Consider the following 16,177-nt stretch of genomic DNA (forward strand, 5'->3'; position numbering starts at 1 on the left):
TTCAATTATTTGTTAATCTTCTTAAGGCCCTCCTCCTTCGTAACGCGGGCGAAGAGCTTGGCCTTTTTCAGCACCATCGCCATGTTGCTGTGATCCTCAAAAGCGGTGCCTATCTGGACCACGTCTGCGCCGCTCCTGTATGCAAGCCTCAGCTCCTTTTCGGAGATTATGCCTCCTCCGACTATATAGGGCACGTCGATTGCGGACTTTACTGCCCTTATCATCTCGTGCGATATTGGGCCTCCGCCCTGCAGGCGCGGATTGGATCCAGTATCAGTTACTATAAGCCTGTTGCCAAGATATTGGCCGGTAAGAGCCAGCGCTGCGGCTATTTTAGGCTTTTCGCGCGGCACCAGGTTGGCATCGCCAACCCAGCCCGCTGTGCCTCCGGGAGCCACGAGTATGTAGCCCACTGGCAGAGGCTCTATGCCCGCCATCTTTATTACAGGAGCCCCAAGCATCTGCACCTGTGCATGCCAGTACGAATTGCGGGAGTTGAGCAGCGATTGGAAGTATATTGCATCTGCGTATTTGGTTATGGTGGCAACGTTTCCCGGAAACAGCACTATAGGTATGCTTATTGATTCTTTTACTGCCTTGGTGACTTCATCCAGCATTGAGCCTTGGACTCCGCTGCTTCCGCCTATGAGCAGTATGTCTGCTCCGCCCTTGTCGACAGCCTTCGCAGTGTTTATGACATCCTTCCAGCTTTTATAGTCCACCGGATCTATCAGGCTGAAAAGCATTGCGCCCTTGGATTCAAGGGTATCGTCTATATATTTCTCTACTTTGCCCTTTTTGATATTCATTGCTATACCACTAGTATTTTATACGCTTACTGCTTGGATTTTTTGTATTCTTCTAAAAGCATCAGGCCGTCCTTGTTTATGCTGTGCTTTGGTTCGAAGCCTAGCTTGTTCCTGGCCTTGGATATGTCTATCTTCCTGTCGCTAGCCAGAAATTCGAGCTCGTCATAATTTATGTTCGCTATCTTGCTTGTGATCTTTGCTATGGCGTGAGGTATGCTGCGTTTCGGAGACTGCACGCCAAGCGCTTTTGCGACGAACTCGAAGAGCCATTTTATAGTGTATGAGCCGCCTTCCGTTATGTTGTATATCTCGCTTTCCTTTGACTTGGACGCCATTGCAAGCACCATGGAATCAGCTGCATCGTCTTCATGTATAAGCTCTACGTAGTTCATTCCGCCGCTGACATACATGGCCCTTCCCTGCTCTATGAGCTTGAATATCTTAAAGTACGAATCCTTGTAGTCAGGGCCGTAGAACGTCCCGAACCTCAGTATTGTGTATTTCATTAGCCTGTTTGCATCTGCAAAAGACTTTATTACCTGCTCGGCCATCATCTTGCTTTCCGAATACGGGCTCGAGGGCTTCGTCGCTGAGCTCTCGGAAAGAAGCTCGTTGGGCCTTTTGTATCCGTATACAGTAATGCTGCTGGCGTATATTATGTGCACTGGCTTCTTTGAATTCCTGTTTGAAGCCTCGTACGCGTTAAGCAGGTTTTCAGTGCCTATGACGTTTATGTTTATAAGGTCGTCATATGTGTTTTTGTAGTTGTATACCGCGGCTGCTATATGGAATATGTTGTCGACACCCGCGCATGCTTCCTCCAGAACCTTCGAGTCATTTTCGTTCTTCAGGGTTAGGTCCGCAACGTATACCTTTACCTTTGAAGGAAGAGCCATCCATTCGTTGGATTTTGAGGGATGCACTCTTAGTATGGCCCTGACCTCGTGGCCCATGCCAACAAGACGTGCGACAAGCCTTCGCCCCAACGCTGAGGTCGCTCCGGTAACCAAATCAACAACAACCGCATCGCCTGCTTGGTGTTCCATCACTTGCCACCGCTTTCTCCGTCCAAGACGGCCTTTGCTATATCCCTTATCCTGCCTTCTGTGAGCTTGTTTATGGCGTATGGAACCCAGTCTTTGCCATATGCAACGTAAACGCTCATTTTCTGATTGGACTTGAGCATCATGCCGAAGCGCTTCCTGTTATAGCCTAATGGCACCTCAAACCTTAAATGTTTTTTGTAATTCTTGGAGCCGGCCATAATCTTCGAGAGTATTTTCTCATCGTGGCCGAAGACTATGGTGTTGACGTCGTTTTCGGCAAGCTTGGCTATGCATTTGTAGTAAAGGGCTTCCTGGGAGTCCTTTTTTGACTTTTCCTTCTTTTTTGGAGCAGCCTCAGGTTCCTGCTGTGCCAGTGTCATTAGCTTTACGTATTTGTAAGAGAGCATAGGCTTCGGAATCGTGCCGTTGGTGTACCTGGCCATGTAGTCCGCTGGGACTTCGACGCCAACGTCTGCGGTGCCATCATACCTGTCCCTGGCATCGAATATGCTGTTCTGTATTATGGCGCTCTCGGACTCTATCCAGAGCCTCTTTTTGTATTTGTCTGCCGTAGACACTATCTCGTCCAGGGCATTGATGGCTTGCTCCTTGCTGCTTAGATAGCCCAGCTGCGACAGCCTGAGCGATACCTCGGCTTCAAGGTTCAGCCTTGAGAGCTGCTTTATCATCTCAATGTAGCTGTTTATGTTGTACCTTATTTTAAGCGGAGTGGCAGCATTCTCGTTAAGAAACGTCACAGTAGCGGAAATGTTCCTGTCGTTCAGCTGCTTGACAGTACGTATGACTGAAGCGGAGGTGCTTCCGGCTATGTGTTTTTTCACTAGCTTGAATACGAGCCTTTTTATTAGGCCATGATCATTGCTTGCCAATCAACCACTGGTAATTTTTATGTATGTTTGCATACTTATGGATGTGCATAAGTAACTGGCAGTAGTATATGCTTTATTCACTAATTTAAGCCTTTTGATTAGGGAATTTTGAAAGTGTTTTAAACTTTGGCAGACAATAAACCGTGATAGCATGGAGGGTATAAAGCTTTCTAGCCTTAATGAGGTTCTGGGCAAACTCAGCAGCGCGATACGCTCTTTTGTAAAAGACATAAGCGACCTTTCGGAGGAAAACAAGAACGTCAGCTTGACGGAGATAAGGGAGCTGAGGAACTTCGCAAAGGATAAGATAGACGAAGGCAAGGACCCGGTAGAGAACGCAAGGATAATAAACCTGCTCAATGTCTTCGTTGAGGACAAGAATTTCATAGAGCTTACAAAAGAGGATGCCGAAGAATGGGTTTCATTCCTGGAAACCATAGAATCCAGCATAAGCAAGGGCGACATAAAGCTCAACAGCAAGGAGGAGAAGGAGCTCAAAGACATAAAGGATCTGACCGAGCAGATAAAAGGCCTTATAAGGAAATAGCACAGGGAGCAAAACGCATGCTTACTCGGCCGGCCCTACAAAATGAGGAAAAAGCATAAAGATAAAATAAGAGGAATGGGGCTTTAGGCCCCATTTTCAAAACAAAGCCCTCCGGCAATCATACGAAGGTTATGCCCTGCAGTGAGCCGCACGCCTTTTTAAGGGAATCGTTCACATAGCTCCAGCTTGCATCAGTATAGCCCGAAAAGTCATTGCCGTATGCGTCCAGAAGGGTCTTTTTGACCTTCTTGTATTCCGCAGTTCCAAATGCTTTCTTTACCGCGTTGGTTATTGACGTGTTGGAACCCTCGAAAAGCATTGACGTAAGGACTGACGCACGAGCCTTCTCCAGCTTCTCTGCGGCGTCCTTGGACGAGACGTCTATTCCGTCGAATTGCTTGACCAGGGCCATTTTTATCGATGTGCGTGATTTTGCCGGCAGAAGGCTGTCGAACTGCATCAGCAGCGCCTTGTTCCCGTATTTTATTACCGAGAACGTATCTATTGCACCTACCTGCTGGTTTGTAGCCACTGCATCTTCAATTTTCTTCCTGGATTTTTCGTACTCGTCCTGCTCCGCCTTTGAAAGGCTGGATATGTTAAGCGTTTTTGTGTTGTCCAGCAGGTCGCTTATTTGCGAATAGCCCATTGTAGTCAGTACTGCCTGGTCAATCAGGTTAGATGCAGTTGCAGTTGGTTTTGCAGATTCCAGCTTTCCTATGAATTCGTTGTATATTTCGCCATTCAAGGATTTTTTTTTCAGATCGTCGACTATGTGAAGCCTGTCCTGCTTTAGCTTGTCAGCAGCCACGTTCTTGGTTCCCAGGGTAGTCATCTCCCTGAGTGCGGCGAATGCTGCTTCGTACGATATTAGGTTTGCTGCAACAATCTGGAATTTGGAATGGCCTGCTGAATTCTTGTTAAGAAACAGGTCAGAGTGGCTTTTTACGAGATCGTCGTAAGCCTTTTCCCTGGAAGCTCCGAGCCAGCTGTTCTTGGTGCTTCCCAGCTTTACCGCCTTTTCAAGTATTTCCTTTACTGCCTGTACCTCGGCTTTCTTCAGGAATTCCTTGTATTCCTTCCTCATCTTTACCATTTTCTTTTTCAGGCCCTTTATGTGGTAGTTCGACGCCATTTCCGTAAGCTGGCGGGTAAGTTCAGCCGCACTGGGATCCGCCAGGTTTAAAGCTATTATGGAATTCATATCGTTCCCTGAAAAGAACTGCGAATAAGCCTCTGCCTTAAGGTACTGCGGATCCTTCAGCATTTCTGGCGTTACGTTTATCTTCGATTCAATCTGGGTTACTTTGCTCCAGAACTCCTTTGGCGCCATAGCCGTGGCTTTATCCATGGTCAATGGCTTACCTATATTTTTTGGGTCCGTGAGCTTCAATCCGTTCACGTATGTATACATCGGGTTTGATACGTCCTTGAACTCTGTACGCTTGTTTTCTATTGTTTTTATATTTGCTACCTCTGCTGCGAGCCTGCTGTTTATTCCCTTCATTGCATCCATTTCCATTTTGTTTATGAGATCCTTTGTTGGGTCAGGGTCCACCAGGTGGTAGGTAGAAGCGTTTTTCTGGTCATACCTTGCCTGCTCAAAAACATCCTTTTCTTTTCCGTATTTTGACTGCAGATAGTCTATGTAGGTATTAATCATCAGGTATGGATCTCCGGCATACTGGCTTGCCCTATACTGCGGCTTGACGTAGTTGTCTGCCCTTTCTTTTGACATGTCAAAAACGTTGTGGGCGTCATTTATCTCAGTTGCCGAATACTTTTTTTGATTGGGATTCTTATTTACGTAAGATATCTTCTCAACAGCTTCGTGAAGCTCTCTAAGCCTCTTCATTTCCGACTTAATGCCCTGTGCATTTAGAACTTCGCCGAATATTTGCTGTCCTAGCCCTTTTATCTGGCCGACATCATCCTTGGTCTTTATTGCTACGAAAGCTGCCTCGTTTTCATGGGGCTTTAGCACTTGGTCAACCGTTTGAACCAATGTATCGCTTGACTTTAATGCCTTTTTATAATATTTATTGCTCTTAGCTGGTATAGTTATCGGCATCTATTCACCTATAAATCATTATGAATGCATGTAATATTTATATATTATCGCAGTGTCCCCTTTTTGCGTTTTTAGGCTTTTAGCCTTGCTGGCGCAAATTTCGGATTTGCATATCTGCATAATTTTGCAGCAGGGCATTCGCCGCACGCTGGTTTCGTCTTGCAGTATCTTTTTCCCAGCTCTACGAACTGCGCGTGAAAATCCTTGTACAGCTCCAGTTTTTGGGGCAACGCAGATTCGAATACCGCTTTTAGGCTGTCATAGCTTATATCTGCAGGGATGCCGAACACCCTGTGCATTATCCTCCTTGTATATGCATCTATGACGAAAGTTGGCTTTCCGGCAGCATATAGCACTATGGAATCGGCGGTCTCCGGCCCTATCCCTCTCATGTCCAGCAATGTTTTCCTGAGGATTTTTGTGTCAAGGCCCAATAAGCCGCTGAGAGAGCCATAATCGGAGATTATTTTTGAGGAAAGAGAGCTAAGCCTTCCCGCCTTCTGCCGGTAATAGCCGCTTGGCCTGACTAATTTCTCTATATCGCTAGTTTCCATCCTTGAAAGCGCGCGTATGCTCAGGGCCCGCGAGCCCTTTAGGTTTGATATTGCCTTTTCCACGTTGAGCCATGTGGTCTGCTGCGTCAGTATGGCCCCTATGAAAATCTCGTCCTCGGTGTCTCCGGGCCACCAGTTAAGGAAACCGAACACGGACCTCATGCTGCCGTACAGCTTTATAAGTTCCCTGCCGGAAGGAATAGGGATATTGCCCTTGGGAGAAAGCCCATTCAGAGCTTTATCTCTCCGGACTTTATCCTTGCTATTATGGCCTTCGGATTTTCGTTCTCGCAATTCACTCCCATGCTCTTGCACGTGCCAAGCACCTGATTTACGCGCTCCGCAATGCTTTTGCCGTAGAGCTTGGCTTCCTTGGATTTTGCTATCTTCTTGACCTGTTCCAGGGTTATGTTGCCCACAACTTCATCCTTGGCCTTTGCTCCGGCTGCTACGCCAATCTCCTTTAGTATCAGGGCGCTGGTTGGCGGCGCTCCTATCTCGACCTTGAATGACTTGGTAGCTGAATCTACTATGACCTTGACCGGCACCTTTATGCCTGAAAATCCTTCAGTCTTCTTGTTTATTTCAGCTATTATCGCGTTTATGTTCACGCCTAGCGGACCCAATGCCGGGCCAAAAGGTGGGCCTCCTGTTGCCTTGCCTCCCTCAATCAATCCATTTATTGTAACTTCGCTCATTCTCTCATTCCTCGTCGTTCTTTGCTTTTTGTATCACTTTGGCAGTATTTATCTTTGTGGTTATTGGTATTGGCACTACCACATCCATAAGCTCAACGGTCATGTCGTTCTTCGTATCGTCTATCTTTAGGACCTTGGCTTTATAGCCCTTGAACGGCCCTGTGCTGAATTCCACTGTGTCGCCCTTTTGTATGTCCTGGGCCTTGCTTGGCATGCTGACAAGCTTGTCTATCTCCTCCTGTGAGAGCGGCTTCGAGAGTACGCCCCTTACGTTGTGCTCCTTGCTCACGAACTCCCTGCAGGCGAGCTCGTCTTCGGCTTCTATTATTATGTAGCCGCGCATGCCTTCGACTATCATTATGGAGTAAACTTTCTGGTCGCCCTTGCCGGCCTTGCTCTGCAGCATGTTGGCCACGATCCTTTCCTGGCCAGATGTAACCTTGACTACGAAATACATGAACTTCACTTGCCATTAAATTTATATGCTGCAATTTATAATTATTTCCTTGGACTATCATAGACGTGAGATGTGTGCACATGCAATACCTGGAAGTCAAGAAGCAATATGCCCAAAATGCCAAAGCATTCCTTTCTAAGAACAACCTGCTAGCTAACGGCTTCAAAGTGCTTCATAGCGCACGCTACGTATATTTTCCGCTTACTATTTATCCAGCAAGTAATAAAAACCTTGCACATTTCGCCGATTCGATAGATGCCAAAGTAAAAGAGCGCGAAGCGGCGCATGAAAAGGGCAGCAGAAAGCCGGATTACGAGGAAGAGTTGAAAAAGATGCTAAAGCCTGAAGAGAGGAAAGAGCTCGCCAGGGGCTACGATCCGTTCGGCAGCATTGCAATAATAGAGCTTTCCGACAAGCTTAAGCCCAAAGAGGCTGCGATAGGCATGGCGCTAATAAAAGGCAGCAGCACGGTGACTACGGTGCTGGCTAAGAGCGGCCCTGTCAAGGGAGTATACAGGACAAGAAGCGTTAGGTACGTGGCTGGCAAGCATACCTACATGGCCAGCTACAAGGAGAACGGATGCAGCTTCGTATTCGATGTCAGGAAGGTTTTCTTCTCCCCAAGGCTGTCGTATGAGAGATCAAGGATATCCAAGCTCGTAAAAGACGGCGAAAAAGTCGCGGTGCCGTTCGCCGGCGTGGGGCCGTTTGCCATAGAGATAGCAAAGAGCCACCCAAAGGCAAGCGTGCTTGCGATTGAGCTGAATCCGAGCGCATACGGCTACATGCTTAAGAATATAGAGCTAAACAGGGTTGCCAATGTAAGGGCTTACAATGGCGACTTTGGGAAACTGGCTGCGATGCACAGGGGCTTTGCAGACAGGGTAGTAATGCCGATGCCAAAGACAAGCCTGGATTTTATAAAGGCTGCTTGCACTGTGGCCAAGGACGCCGCGATTTTCCACATATATTCGTTCTGCGATGCCGACAAAGTTGACGAAGCCATAAATGAAATGGCAAAGCGTTTCAAAGAAGAAAAAAGGGATTTCACGCTTATTGGAGTGCGCACGGTAAGGCCGTATTCCAAGGACGAGATAGAAATAGTAGTTGACGCAAAGGCAGTTTCGGAAGTGTAATGCGCCATCAGCTGCTTTCTTTTTCCATTGCCTGCTTCTCCTTTGCAAGGGACATTATGCGCCTGTATGTCTGCGGGTGCGTAGACAGCATTGAATTGAGCATGCCTAGAAGCCCGTTGCGCGACTGCCTTTCCGCCTTTATTACGGTGCTTATGTCTATGCCTGGCACCATACCCTTGAGCTGCTCGTAGTGGTTCTTGAGCTCCCACATGTCCTTGTCAATATTGAAGAAGTCGATTACATAGAATGCTCGCGCCGAAGTTGCGCTCTTGGAGCCGTTTTTAGTCTTGAAGTTGGCGTATGATATTTTGTACAGGGCCCTTGCCAGGTTTTCGGGTTTATGCGTGCTCTCTGCGCAGTATAGGTCGGCGTATGACTCCCGCTGGCGCGAAACGGGCAGCACTATGAACTCGGATATGAAATACACCACGAATGCGAGCATGCCGAACAATATCAGGTATGATGCTGCATTCCTGCTTTCGTCAAAGAAGCTGGTCCAAAGCACGTCCCTGGAAATCAGGTAGGCAAGCATTGGCACGAAAGATGCGAAAGTCATTATGGAAAAGTCCCCGTGCATTATGTGCGCCATCTCGTGGACTATCACTGCCCTCAACTCCTCGGCGCTCAGGGCAGAAAGCAGGCCCTCGTGTATAGCCAGAGTGGAGCCGTGTTTTGTGCGGCCGAACACGAAAGCATTAGGCTCCCTGGCAGGAACTATGGCAAGCCTCGGCGGCTTCATGCCATACTCTTTTGAGAGTTCAAACACCATCTCCTGCAACTGTGGGTATTCCTCATTGCCCACATACCTGAGCTTGGTGGCCATTATTATCAGCTTTGGGGATATGTAAAATTGGAAAACGAAAACAGCGACCGCAGCTATGAGCGTCTCGTATATATCCAATCCCAAGTAAAATGTTATAACCCATATTATGGCAAATCCTATGGCCAGGGACAGCGCCAGAGTTAGCGCAATTTTTGCCAAAAGCTCCGCTAAAGCGATTGAGGCTGGGCCATTTTTGACGTTCGGAAAAGCCACACTTAATTTTTATATCAAACATTTTATATAGCAATAGAATGTGCACTTGCCGGGCAGCACAATGTTTTTATATACTGAATCACAATAACAATTGACCAGACCTGTGATGACCCGATGGAGATAATAAAGCGATCGGAATCCATAGAGAGCTACGCTACCGAAGACGGTTTCGACATAGTGGAACTTGTAGGCAATGCAACGTGGAAGGAGCTAATAATAATGCTGGTTGAAACCAACAAGCTAGACCCTTGGAACATAGACATAACCAAAATCGTAGATTCGTATGTAGAAACTATAAACAAGATGAAACTGCTTGACCTTTTCATGCCTGCCAACGTGATATTCGCAGCTTCTGTGCTGCTTCGCATCAAAAGCGACACTATGAAGTTTTTCGAAGAGCCTGCAGAGGAATTTTACGACGATGCTGAGCAGCCGGCTCGCGATAGGCCTGAAGTTGGAGAACTTGTACCAAGGACAAGGCGCCAGCCCCAGGCAAGGATAACGCTGGAGCAGCTAGTAGCTGCTCTCGATGACGCGATAAAGCTGGAGGCCAAGCGCGTAGAAAGGGAAAGGTTCTTCGCCGAGCCAATAGAGCTGAACATAGAAGTAGAAGACATAGACAAAAAGATTGAAGATGTTCTAAAGCTCGTCTCGGATAATTCCGACAAGTACGGCATAACCTCTTTCAATTCTGTCAAAAGGTATTTCCCGGATGGATATGGAATGCTCATGGACTTTTTCGTCCCCCTGTTATATTTGCACAACAACGGCACCATAGCCATGTCGCAGGAGGAGTTCTTCGGCGAGATAATGATAAAGATAATAAGGCGCGAAAGGACGGCGCCTGAAAAGGCAGTGAGTTGATGTCTGAGAGTCCGGAAAACGAAAGCATGAAGCTCATCGAAGCGGTATTGTTTGTTACAGGCAGGGCCATGAGCGTCGACGAGCTGGCAGAAGCAAGCGGCATTGCCTCCAAGGGATATGTAGAAGGCTTAGTCAAAAAGCTGATGGAAAGATATTCCGGAAGCGACAACGCGCTTGCTATTGTCGCAATAGGCGGCAAGTACATGCTAACCCTGAAAGAGCCTTACGCCTCGAAGGTCAACAGCCTTGCCGGAACTCCTGAGATATCGAAGGCTGCGCTCAGGATATTGGCTTACATAAGCAGGAAGGAACCGATACTCCAAAGCGACATTGTAAAGGCTTTCGGCACGTCTGTATACGATCAGATGAAGGAGCTCAAGGAAAAGGATTTTGTCAAGACCGAGGCATATGGCCGGACAAAAAGAGTAACTACAACACAGAAGTTCCAGGAGTATTTCAACGTGACAAAAGGTCAATAGTCTGGAGGAGTCTCTTTTACCCCATTGGCGTTGTTTATGAATCTGGCCGCCACAAAAAGCACTGATGAAAGCCTGTTCATATAAGCGAGTATTTCAACATTTTCTATTTTGAAGCTGTTTGCGGCATTTACTACGGATCTTTCTGCCCTTCTCGCAACTGCACGCGCTTCGTCAGCCGCTGCGGCTTCGACGCAGCCACCTGGCAGCACGAAGCTTGAAAGCGCAGGAAACGCGTGCCCCATAGAATCCGCGTATGACTCAAGCCTTTGCACATCTTCCCTGCTTATGCGCCTTTTTGGCATGAAGGCTTTGTTGGCAGAAGAGGCTATGTCTGCCCCTATTGAGAACAGGTCGCTTTGTATAGATGACAATGCGTCTTTTAGCTTAAGATTGCCGCCTTTTATGCTTATGGCGTATTCGTTTTTGTTTATTTCGAGCAGTGCTATCAGCGTGCCTATTTTGGTATTCAACTCGTCTATGTCACCCACTGCCCAAAATATCGGGTCGGACTTTGCTGCATGTACGTTGCCTATCGACGTCTCTTTGTTGTCGCCAAGGCCGGTATAGTATTTTGCAGGCGTTTAAAATCACCTTTTTATCCTGTTGGCTTTAGTCTTTATCCCATGCTCTTCCAGAAAAGTTTTCGTTCTAAAGAGGAGCTCCTTCGAAATCTCCGTTATATCCTTGTCCCCATCTATGTGTTCTATGTTCGGTTCGGTGAATTTTGAATAAGATTTTGAAATCTTTTCCATGAAGTCAAGCTTCTCGAATATCTCTCTTTCAGTTCGCGAGGATGCGATCCTTTCTACGGCTTTTTCTGGGTTAAGGTCTATGAAAAAGGTTTTGTCCGGAACTGGAAATATTGAATTCATGCTTTCGAGATATTTTCTGTCGGCTCCAGATGCTTCGCCATAAGCTATTGTTGAGTAGTAGTACCTGTCGCATATGACTATCGAGCTTTTGATAGCGTGCTTTAGTGCCTTCATGTGCTCGTTCCTGTCGGCCACGAAGAGCAATTGCAGCGACAGCAGATCAAGATTTACCTTCTCCCCCAGAACTTGCCTTATGAATTTTCCTATAGCGCCATTGGTAGGCTCCCTTTCCTCAACCACGTCATATCCGAGCTTGGACAGGCTTGCGCACAAAGCCTTCGCCTGCGTGGTCTTCCCAGCGCCGTCTATGCCCTCTATTACTATGAACACCATGCATCACCGGTTTCATTCAGGTGCTTTTGTATTTGAGCATATTTATAGCTATGGCTGTGTTGCATGATTCAATTGGCCCTGAAACAGGGCCAATCGTTTTGTGGCCGTGCAATTTTTCGAATCAGCTTGCAGTTACGTTCGATGTAGCTACTGCTCCTTCCTCACCCGTTACCCTAACGGAATAGGTTTGGTTTTGAAGAGGCATTATTACAAGCTTGCCATTGCCAGCAGATATGATTCCGTTGTAGCTGAACGTTGCACTTGAGCCTGGAGCTATAGAATATCCCTGTGGACCCTCGGCCTGGTTAGCGTCGAACGGAAGCATAAGCGTGCCGTTGGTGCTTATTATGAATGCCATCATGTTGTGGTAGTGCCCGTCGAATGCGTTTGCAGCTTGTATGAATCCCCTGAGCTTTACGTTGCTGACGTTGAAGTCATGCATTGACTCCATTACAGACAGATTTAGCTTATTCTGCATGTTTGCACGTATCGAATTGAATTCCGATGGGCTTACGTTGAAGCCGAATTCGCTGTTGAACGCAGAGTAATTTGAAGTTATTGCAGTTAGATTTATGCTGCTGTTTGCAATATGGCCCAAGAATCCCGACATATTATGGCTTTCTAGAGCCGAAGATATTCCAGCCTTTATTCCTGTGCTTAGATTTACCCCGTATTTGCTTGCAAGCTCCCCGTAAAGCGAGCTCAGATTATAATTCCCGTTTGAATATTGGCTTATTATTGACGTTATTCCGCCGAAGCCGCCGGACTGGAACAGATATGGCTCTGGAACCTGCTGCACTGCGGCATGAAGGCGGGCATTGGCACCTGCACTTAGATTCATGCCCATTATCCCGAATAGAAGTATGTGGTTTACATAAGCAGTCGAATTTCCGGAGTTCTTTACAGTAACGCTAAAGTCCGTGTGATTGGCTTCTTCGCTTAGCGATGCGCTTGTTATGGCTATTTTAGGAGTTGCGAGCGAAAGCTTGGAGTGTATGTTTGCATTGAGCCTTGCCCTTGCGCCTACTTTTACAACAGTGCTGTTCACATTGCTAGAGCCCACTATAACTGCTTTTACCGATGGCACCATTACGAACATAGTCTGGTTTGTTGAGATTATCTGCACTATGGTTGGCGAAAGATCGACAAGCACGGCGCCGCTTGTGGCGTTGACGTTGCTTACGTGCACGTCAAGCTTGTTTGATGGAAGCGTCACGTTGTAAGTAGTGCCGTTTATTGTGATTGTGGAAGAACTCACATTCAATATTATTGAGTCGTATGACTTTGTTTTGTTTAAAGATGCGATGCCAAGCGTCTGCGAAACGTTAAGCAGTGAAAGCAGGTCTATCGTGCCTGAGGCGTTTATGTTCACAAAGCCAGAGGAATTTGTTGCGCCGGTTTCGTGCAGCCTAGCTCCGCTGAACGTAACGTTCAGCGCGGTTGTACCTGAAGGTACCTGAGCCGGATCCGTAAGCATCAACGCTACCGTGCCGTTAGACGAAACCGAAGGAGAAACCGTAGTAGTCGCAATCGATGGCCTTGGCGTTACAAGCCCTATCGCTATGTATATTATAGCGAGTATTACTATTATCCCTATTATGTAGCTTACTGCTTTATTCACCATGCAAACACATTTTATTATCCCAATCAAAGTTTAAAAATCATTGCTTTTGGTAAGATTTAAATATATTCTTACCGAATATTTTTGCTAGCGCCTAAGGCACGCCCGTTGTGCTTAGGTGAAAGAATGAATAAAACAGAAAAGACAAGCGGTGCGGAAAGCACCAGAGAAAGTAAAAGCATCTTGGGATCCTTCTGGGAGAAGGAAGAGATGAATTTGGGCGTGCCGAACATGAGAGTATTGGAGAAATATCTTCCATATCTGCGGCGCTAGTGAATGGGTGAAAACCATTCTTCCCTCTCTGCGGGGCTGTTTTTATGATTATGAAAATCAGTAATTATTCTTCCTTTGGTACTGCCATCTCTTTGAAATCCTTGTCGGCCACTTCTATGTACATGCAGTAGCCCAATCCGTCCTTCAATGGCCCGTTAAGTTCCTCTCCAGGTATCGCTTCAACGGCCTCTTTAGTATATGGAGGATTTCTGAGATCCAGCCATCTGGAATCTGTGTGCGTGGTTTTTACGAGCCTTTCCGCCCTTGAAATGGTTTTTTCGCTTACAAAAAGCTTCGAGTGGCTCCCTCTTGTAAGCGAGTCCAGCAGTTTCTCGGATATGGCCTTCCTTGCAAAATCTGCTTTTTCTTCCCGTGAAATTGGCTGTCCTGATTTTATTAGCTCTGATGCGACAGGCGCCAGCCTCAGGGCATCGGCTTCGTCGTATACGCTGCCGCTTATTTTTCTTTTTGAAAGGATCATGCGCTCCGCTATCCTTTCTACATTATAGTGGTCCACAAGAAGAAGCCCGTGAAGCAGCGCGCTTTTTACGCCCCAGAATATGGCGTGGCTTGCAATCACCTTTCCGCCTACGTTTATAGTTGATGCTTTGTTGTCCGCATATACTTCCTTTATGCCTAAATCCGAAAGCACAGAGGCTACATGCTCTGCGAAATACTTGCGCATGTCCTCGTAATGCCTGAAGCTCCCGTCCCGCGGCACGGTAAACGTGTACGCTAGGCAAGCCCTGTCAAACTCCACATGAGAACCTCCAGTTATGCGCCTTGCAAGATCGAATGACGCGTCTCCTGCCTTCACGTTCTTAGGCGATTCTCCATACCCCAAAACTACCGAATCCTTCTTGACATTCCAGAATCTTATTCCTGCCACGTTTCTCAATGCACTTTCCTCAAGCATGAGCTCCTCGAGCGCCATGTTCTCGGATATGCTTAAGTTGTTCAACCCCCAGTATTCGTAGTTAAACATATATGTATATTATACAGTTTAAAATAAAGATTTTGTCATGAAGGTGCAGCCACAATGCAGGATAATAAAAAAATTAGCTTGTATCTCCTGACTGCTTATGCCGCCATCCTACTTATCTTAGGCTCGCTGATTGTCTTCAGGATAAATTCCATAGGAGGCTATTACTGGGATTTTACGGCACATATGCTTTATGCCAAGGCTCTTGCGAGCACGGAGTTTTATTCGAGCATTGCCAACCATACTGCAGCGCTGGCAATATCGTATGAGAATATCTTTTATGTAGAATGGTTCAGGGCCCCGCTCATGTCTGTACTGATGGTACCGTTCATACCAATGGGTTCCTACGGGCCAATGTATTATGTGGTTGCAGAATTGGCGTTTTTGATAATTGCGTCGATATATGCAGCAGATTCGATGAGCACGAACCGGTTTCTCATGCTGGCCATGCTCTTTACTCCTTATGTGGTGATATACCTCACGCTTCTCAATGGGGCTGAAATATTGTCCATGGCGCTGCTTTTGCTTGGGATAGGGCTTGCGGCCAGAGGAAAATGGCAAGCGGGATTGGTGCTGAGCCTTGCTGGCCTGGCAAAATATTTTTCTTCTATATTCATACTGCTTCTGTTTTTCCTTCCGAAAAGGGAAAGGCTGAAGGGGCTATTGTCCTATCTTGCAGTTCTTGCAGCATGGTTTGCGGTAAACTTTGCAGCATTCGGCAACCCTATCGAAAGCTATCTCCAGTCGTTTGGCGAGGCATTCATAATTTATAAGGTAAGCGAAAGCAGCATAGTAAGCGCCGCCGTTCAATCCTACTCGATAATATTTGCGTACATAATCCCTTTTGTATTTGCCGCGGCAGCGATTTCGGCAGTTATGCTTCTGCGGAGGAAGGGCACGCCGGCCAAAAAGCGCAGATCTTTGCTAAACGGTTTCGAATACAAAGAGAAGATAGTAATCGTTTCCTTTTTGCTTGCGCTCATTGGAACTGCTGCGGTGTCAATACATGCATCAATAAACAACCTGCCCAGATGGGGATATGAAATATATGCATGCACTGCGCTGCTGCTGGGGGTGCTTTTTTCGAGGGCTATTAATAAGTATAGCCAGTACAAAAGATACGCATATGCTGCTATTGCCTTGGCTGCGATAGTCTACGTTTTTATTTTGGCAGTGTCTTATTCCGGGATACAATCCCATTACCCATTCGCTTCGCTCGGAACGAAGAACGCCACGGTACTTGGTGCAGTCATGGAAATAAAAAATCTTGGGATTGAGAACTGCAGCATGATATCCAATGCGTGGGTATATCTAAGGTATTACGGGATACCTGCGCATTATCCCGGGAATATGAATTCGACGAGCGATAAATACCCTGCGGTCGTAATCAATAACGTAGGAATAAATGCAAATAGCGTAGATACTGAAGGCTATTCCGTTGCCAGTCTGGGCAAGAATTATGGAATATATTTCCCAAGCAACTATTCATGCGTCGTATTTTCGCGATGA

General features: G+C 46.7%; 17 protein-coding genes and 1 pseudogene. 6 read left to right on the forward strand and 12 right to left on the reverse strand.

What is annotated here, in order from left to right; genetic code table 11:
- Positions 1–5: 5 nt before the first annotated feature.
- The 3 genes from Micr_RS03575 to Micr_RS03585 are packed head-to-tail and all read right to left on the reverse strand — an operon-like array spanning position 6 to position 2,745.
- Positions 6–809, reverse strand: coding sequence for a geranylgeranylglyceryl/heptaprenylglyceryl phosphate synthase (locus Micr_RS03575; RefSeq protein ID WP_203134309.1), 804 nt, complete (start codon positions 807–809; stop codon positions 6–8).
- A gap of 26 nt (positions 810–835) precedes the next feature.
- Positions 836–1,855: an NAD-dependent epimerase/dehydratase family protein gene (locus Micr_RS03580; protein WP_203134310.1), complete on the reverse strand. Its 1,020-nt coding sequence runs from the start codon at positions 1,853–1,855 to the stop codon at positions 836–838.
- Positions 1,855–2,745 carry a hypothetical protein gene (locus Micr_RS03585; RefSeq protein ID WP_203134311.1) on the reverse strand — a complete coding sequence of 297 codons (891 nt, stop codon included), beginning with the start codon at positions 2,743–2,745 and terminating at the stop codon, positions 1,855–1,857. Before Micr_RS03585 ends, Micr_RS03580 begins: the two co-directional genes overlap by 1 nt.
- Before the next feature lie 151 nt (positions 2,746–2,896).
- Between Micr_RS03585 and Micr_RS03590 the strand changes: the two genes are divergently transcribed.
- A complete protein-coding gene (locus Micr_RS03590) occupies positions 2,897–3,292 on the forward strand; it encodes a hypothetical protein (protein ID WP_203134312.1) in 396 nt (131 codons plus the stop codon).
- A gap of 118 nt (positions 3,293–3,410) precedes the next feature.
- Here Micr_RS03590 and Micr_RS03595 read toward each other — a convergent pair whose 3' ends face one another.
- From Micr_RS03595 to Micr_RS03610, 4 genes are all read right to left on the reverse strand, one after another.
- Positions 3,411–5,363, reverse strand: a complete 1,953-nt coding sequence (locus Micr_RS03595; RefSeq protein ID WP_203134313.1) for a hypothetical protein — start codon at positions 5,361–5,363, stop codon at positions 3,411–3,413.
- Between the two features lie 71 nt (positions 5,364–5,434).
- Positions 5,435–6,211 (reverse strand): endonuclease III domain-containing protein, encoded by a 777-nt coding sequence (locus tag Micr_RS03600; RefSeq protein ID WP_203134314.1) that lies wholly within the window; start codon positions 6,209–6,211, stop codon positions 5,435–5,437.
- Positions 6,148–6,615, reverse strand: a complete 468-nt coding sequence (locus Micr_RS03605; RefSeq protein ID WP_203134315.1) for a 50S ribosomal protein L11 — start codon at positions 6,613–6,615, stop codon at positions 6,148–6,150. Before Micr_RS03605 ends, Micr_RS03600 begins: the two co-directional genes overlap by 64 nt.
- Before the next feature lie 4 nt (positions 6,616–6,619).
- Entirely contained in the window at positions 6,620–7,072 is a 453-nt protein-coding gene (locus Micr_RS03610) for a transcription elongation factor Spt5 (protein ID WP_203134316.1), read from the reverse strand.
- 80 nt (positions 7,073–7,152) lie between these two features.
- Between Micr_RS03610 and Micr_RS03615 the strand changes: the two genes are divergently transcribed.
- Positions 7,153–8,208, forward strand: coding sequence for a class I SAM-dependent methyltransferase (locus Micr_RS03615; protein WP_203134317.1), 1,056 nt, complete (start codon positions 7,153–7,155; stop codon positions 8,206–8,208).
- A gap of 7 nt (positions 8,209–8,215) precedes the next feature.
- Here the strand turns inward: Micr_RS03615 and Micr_RS03620 are convergent, their stop codons facing one another.
- The gene (locus tag Micr_RS03620) at positions 8,216–9,190 is read right to left on the reverse strand and encodes a zinc metalloprotease HtpX (protein WP_203134318.1); all 975 of its coding nucleotides are present in this window, start codon (positions 9,188–9,190) and stop codon (positions 8,216–8,218) included.
- 168 nt (positions 9,191–9,358) lie between these two features.
- On the opposite strand from Micr_RS03620, the gene Micr_RS03625 reads away from it, so the two are divergent.
- Both Micr_RS03625 and scpB read left to right on the forward strand, forming a co-directional pair.
- Positions 9,359–10,108, forward strand: a complete 750-nt coding sequence (locus tag Micr_RS03625; RefSeq protein ID WP_203134319.1) for a segregation/condensation protein A — start codon at positions 9,359–9,361, stop codon at positions 10,106–10,108.
- The gene (gene scpB, locus Micr_RS03630; protein ID WP_203134320.1) at positions 10,108–10,587 is read left to right on the forward strand and encodes an SMC-Scp complex subunit ScpB; all 480 of its coding nucleotides are present in this window, start codon (positions 10,108–10,110) and stop codon (positions 10,585–10,587) included. Before Micr_RS03625 ends, scpB begins: the two co-directional genes overlap by 1 nt.
- Here scpB and Micr_RS03635 read toward each other — a convergent pair.
- The 3 genes and pseudogenes from Micr_RS03635 to Micr_RS03645 form a co-directional block, all read right to left on the reverse strand.
- Positions 10,581–11,141 (reverse strand): annotated as a pseudogene (locus Micr_RS03635) (cob(I)yrinic acid a,c-diamide adenosyltransferase); the annotation flags it as partial. The gene scpB and the pseudogene Micr_RS03635 sit on opposite strands and share 7 nt — an antisense overlap.
- A 33-nt stretch (positions 11,142–11,174) precedes the next feature.
- Positions 11,175–11,792, reverse strand: coding sequence for a dTMP kinase (tmk, locus tag Micr_RS03640; protein ID WP_203134321.1), 618 nt, complete (start codon positions 11,790–11,792; stop codon positions 11,175–11,177).
- Between the two features lie 121 nt (positions 11,793–11,913).
- Complete coding sequence (locus Micr_RS03645) at positions 11,914–13,416, reverse strand: DUF4382 domain-containing protein (protein WP_203134322.1); 1,503 nt, start codon at positions 13,414–13,416, stop codon at positions 11,914–11,916.
- A 123-nt stretch (positions 13,417–13,539) separates the two neighbouring features.
- Between Micr_RS03645 and Micr_RS03650 the strand changes: the two genes are divergently transcribed.
- Positions 13,540–13,686 carry a hypothetical protein gene (locus Micr_RS03650; RefSeq protein WP_203134323.1) on the forward strand — a complete coding sequence of 49 codons (147 nt, stop codon included), beginning with the start codon at positions 13,540–13,542 and terminating at the stop codon, positions 13,684–13,686.
- A gap of 64 nt (positions 13,687–13,750) precedes the next feature.
- Here the strand turns inward: Micr_RS03650 and Micr_RS03655 are convergent, their stop codons facing one another.
- The gene (locus tag Micr_RS03655; protein WP_203134324.1) at positions 13,751–14,671 is read right to left on the reverse strand and encodes a lipoate--protein ligase family protein; all 921 of its coding nucleotides are present in this window, start codon (positions 14,669–14,671) and stop codon (positions 13,751–13,753) included.
- 54 nt (positions 14,672–14,725) lie between these two features.
- Here Micr_RS03655 and Micr_RS03660 point away from each other — a divergent pair, with 54 nt between their 5' ends.
- Positions 14,726–16,177, forward strand: coding sequence for a hypothetical protein (locus Micr_RS03660; protein ID WP_203134325.1), 1,452 nt, complete (start codon positions 14,726–14,728; stop codon positions 16,175–16,177).

The organism is Candidatus Micrarchaeum sp., assembly GCF_016806735.1.
Taxonomy (GTDB): Archaea; Micrarchaeota; Micrarchaeia; order Micrarchaeales; family Micrarchaeaceae; genus Micrarchaeum_A; species Micrarchaeum_A acidiphilum_A.

Bases quoted from the DNA above. Each gene is read 5' to 3' on its own strand.
- Micr_RS03580 (WP_203134310.1), bottom strand. From the start codon at position 1,855: ATGGAACACCAAGCAGGCGATGCGGTTGTTGTTGATTTGGTTACCGGA.
- Micr_RS03655 (WP_203134324.1), bottom strand. From the start codon at position 14,671: ATGTTTAACTACGAATACTGGGGGTTGAACAACTTAAGCATATCCGAG.
- Micr_RS03615 (WP_203134317.1), top strand. From the start codon at position 7,153: ATGCAATACCTGGAAGTCAAGAAGCAATATGCCCAAAATGCCAAAGCA.
- Micr_RS03660 (WP_203134325.1), top strand. From the start codon at position 14,726: ATGCAGGATAATAAAAAAATTAGCTTGTATCTCCTGACTGCTTATGCC.
- Micr_RS03645 (WP_203134322.1), bottom strand. From the start codon at position 13,416: ATGGTGAATAAAGCAGTAAGCTACATAATAGGGATAATAGTAATACTC.
- Micr_RS03625 (WP_203134319.1), top strand. From the start codon at position 9,359: ATGGAGATAATAAAGCGATCGGAATCCATAGAGAGCTACGCTACCGAA.
- Micr_RS03575 (WP_203134309.1), bottom strand. From the start codon at position 809: ATGAATATCAAAAAGGGCAAAGTAGAGAAATATATAGACGATACCCTT.
- Micr_RS03610 (WP_203134316.1), bottom strand. From the start codon at position 7,072: ATGTATTTCGTAGTCAAGGTTACATCTGGCCAGGAAAGGATCGTGGCC.
- Micr_RS03650 (WP_203134323.1), top strand. From the start codon at position 13,540: ATGAATAAAACAGAAAAGACAAGCGGTGCGGAAAGCACCAGAGAAAGT.
- tmk (WP_203134321.1), bottom strand. From the start codon at position 11,792: ATGGTGTTCATAGTAATAGAGGGCATAGACGGCGCTGGGAAGACCACG.
- scpB (WP_203134320.1), top strand. From the start codon at position 10,108: ATGTCTGAGAGTCCGGAAAACGAAAGCATGAAGCTCATCGAAGCGGTA.
- Micr_RS03605 (WP_203134315.1), bottom strand. From the start codon at position 6,615: ATGAGCGAAGTTACAATAAATGGATTGATTGAGGGAGGCAAGGCAACA.
- Micr_RS03590 (WP_203134312.1), top strand. From the start codon at position 2,897: ATGGAGGGTATAAAGCTTTCTAGCCTTAATGAGGTTCTGGGCAAACTC.
- Micr_RS03595 (WP_203134313.1), bottom strand. From the start codon at position 5,363: ATGCCGATAACTATACCAGCTAAGAGCAATAAATATTATAAAAAGGCA.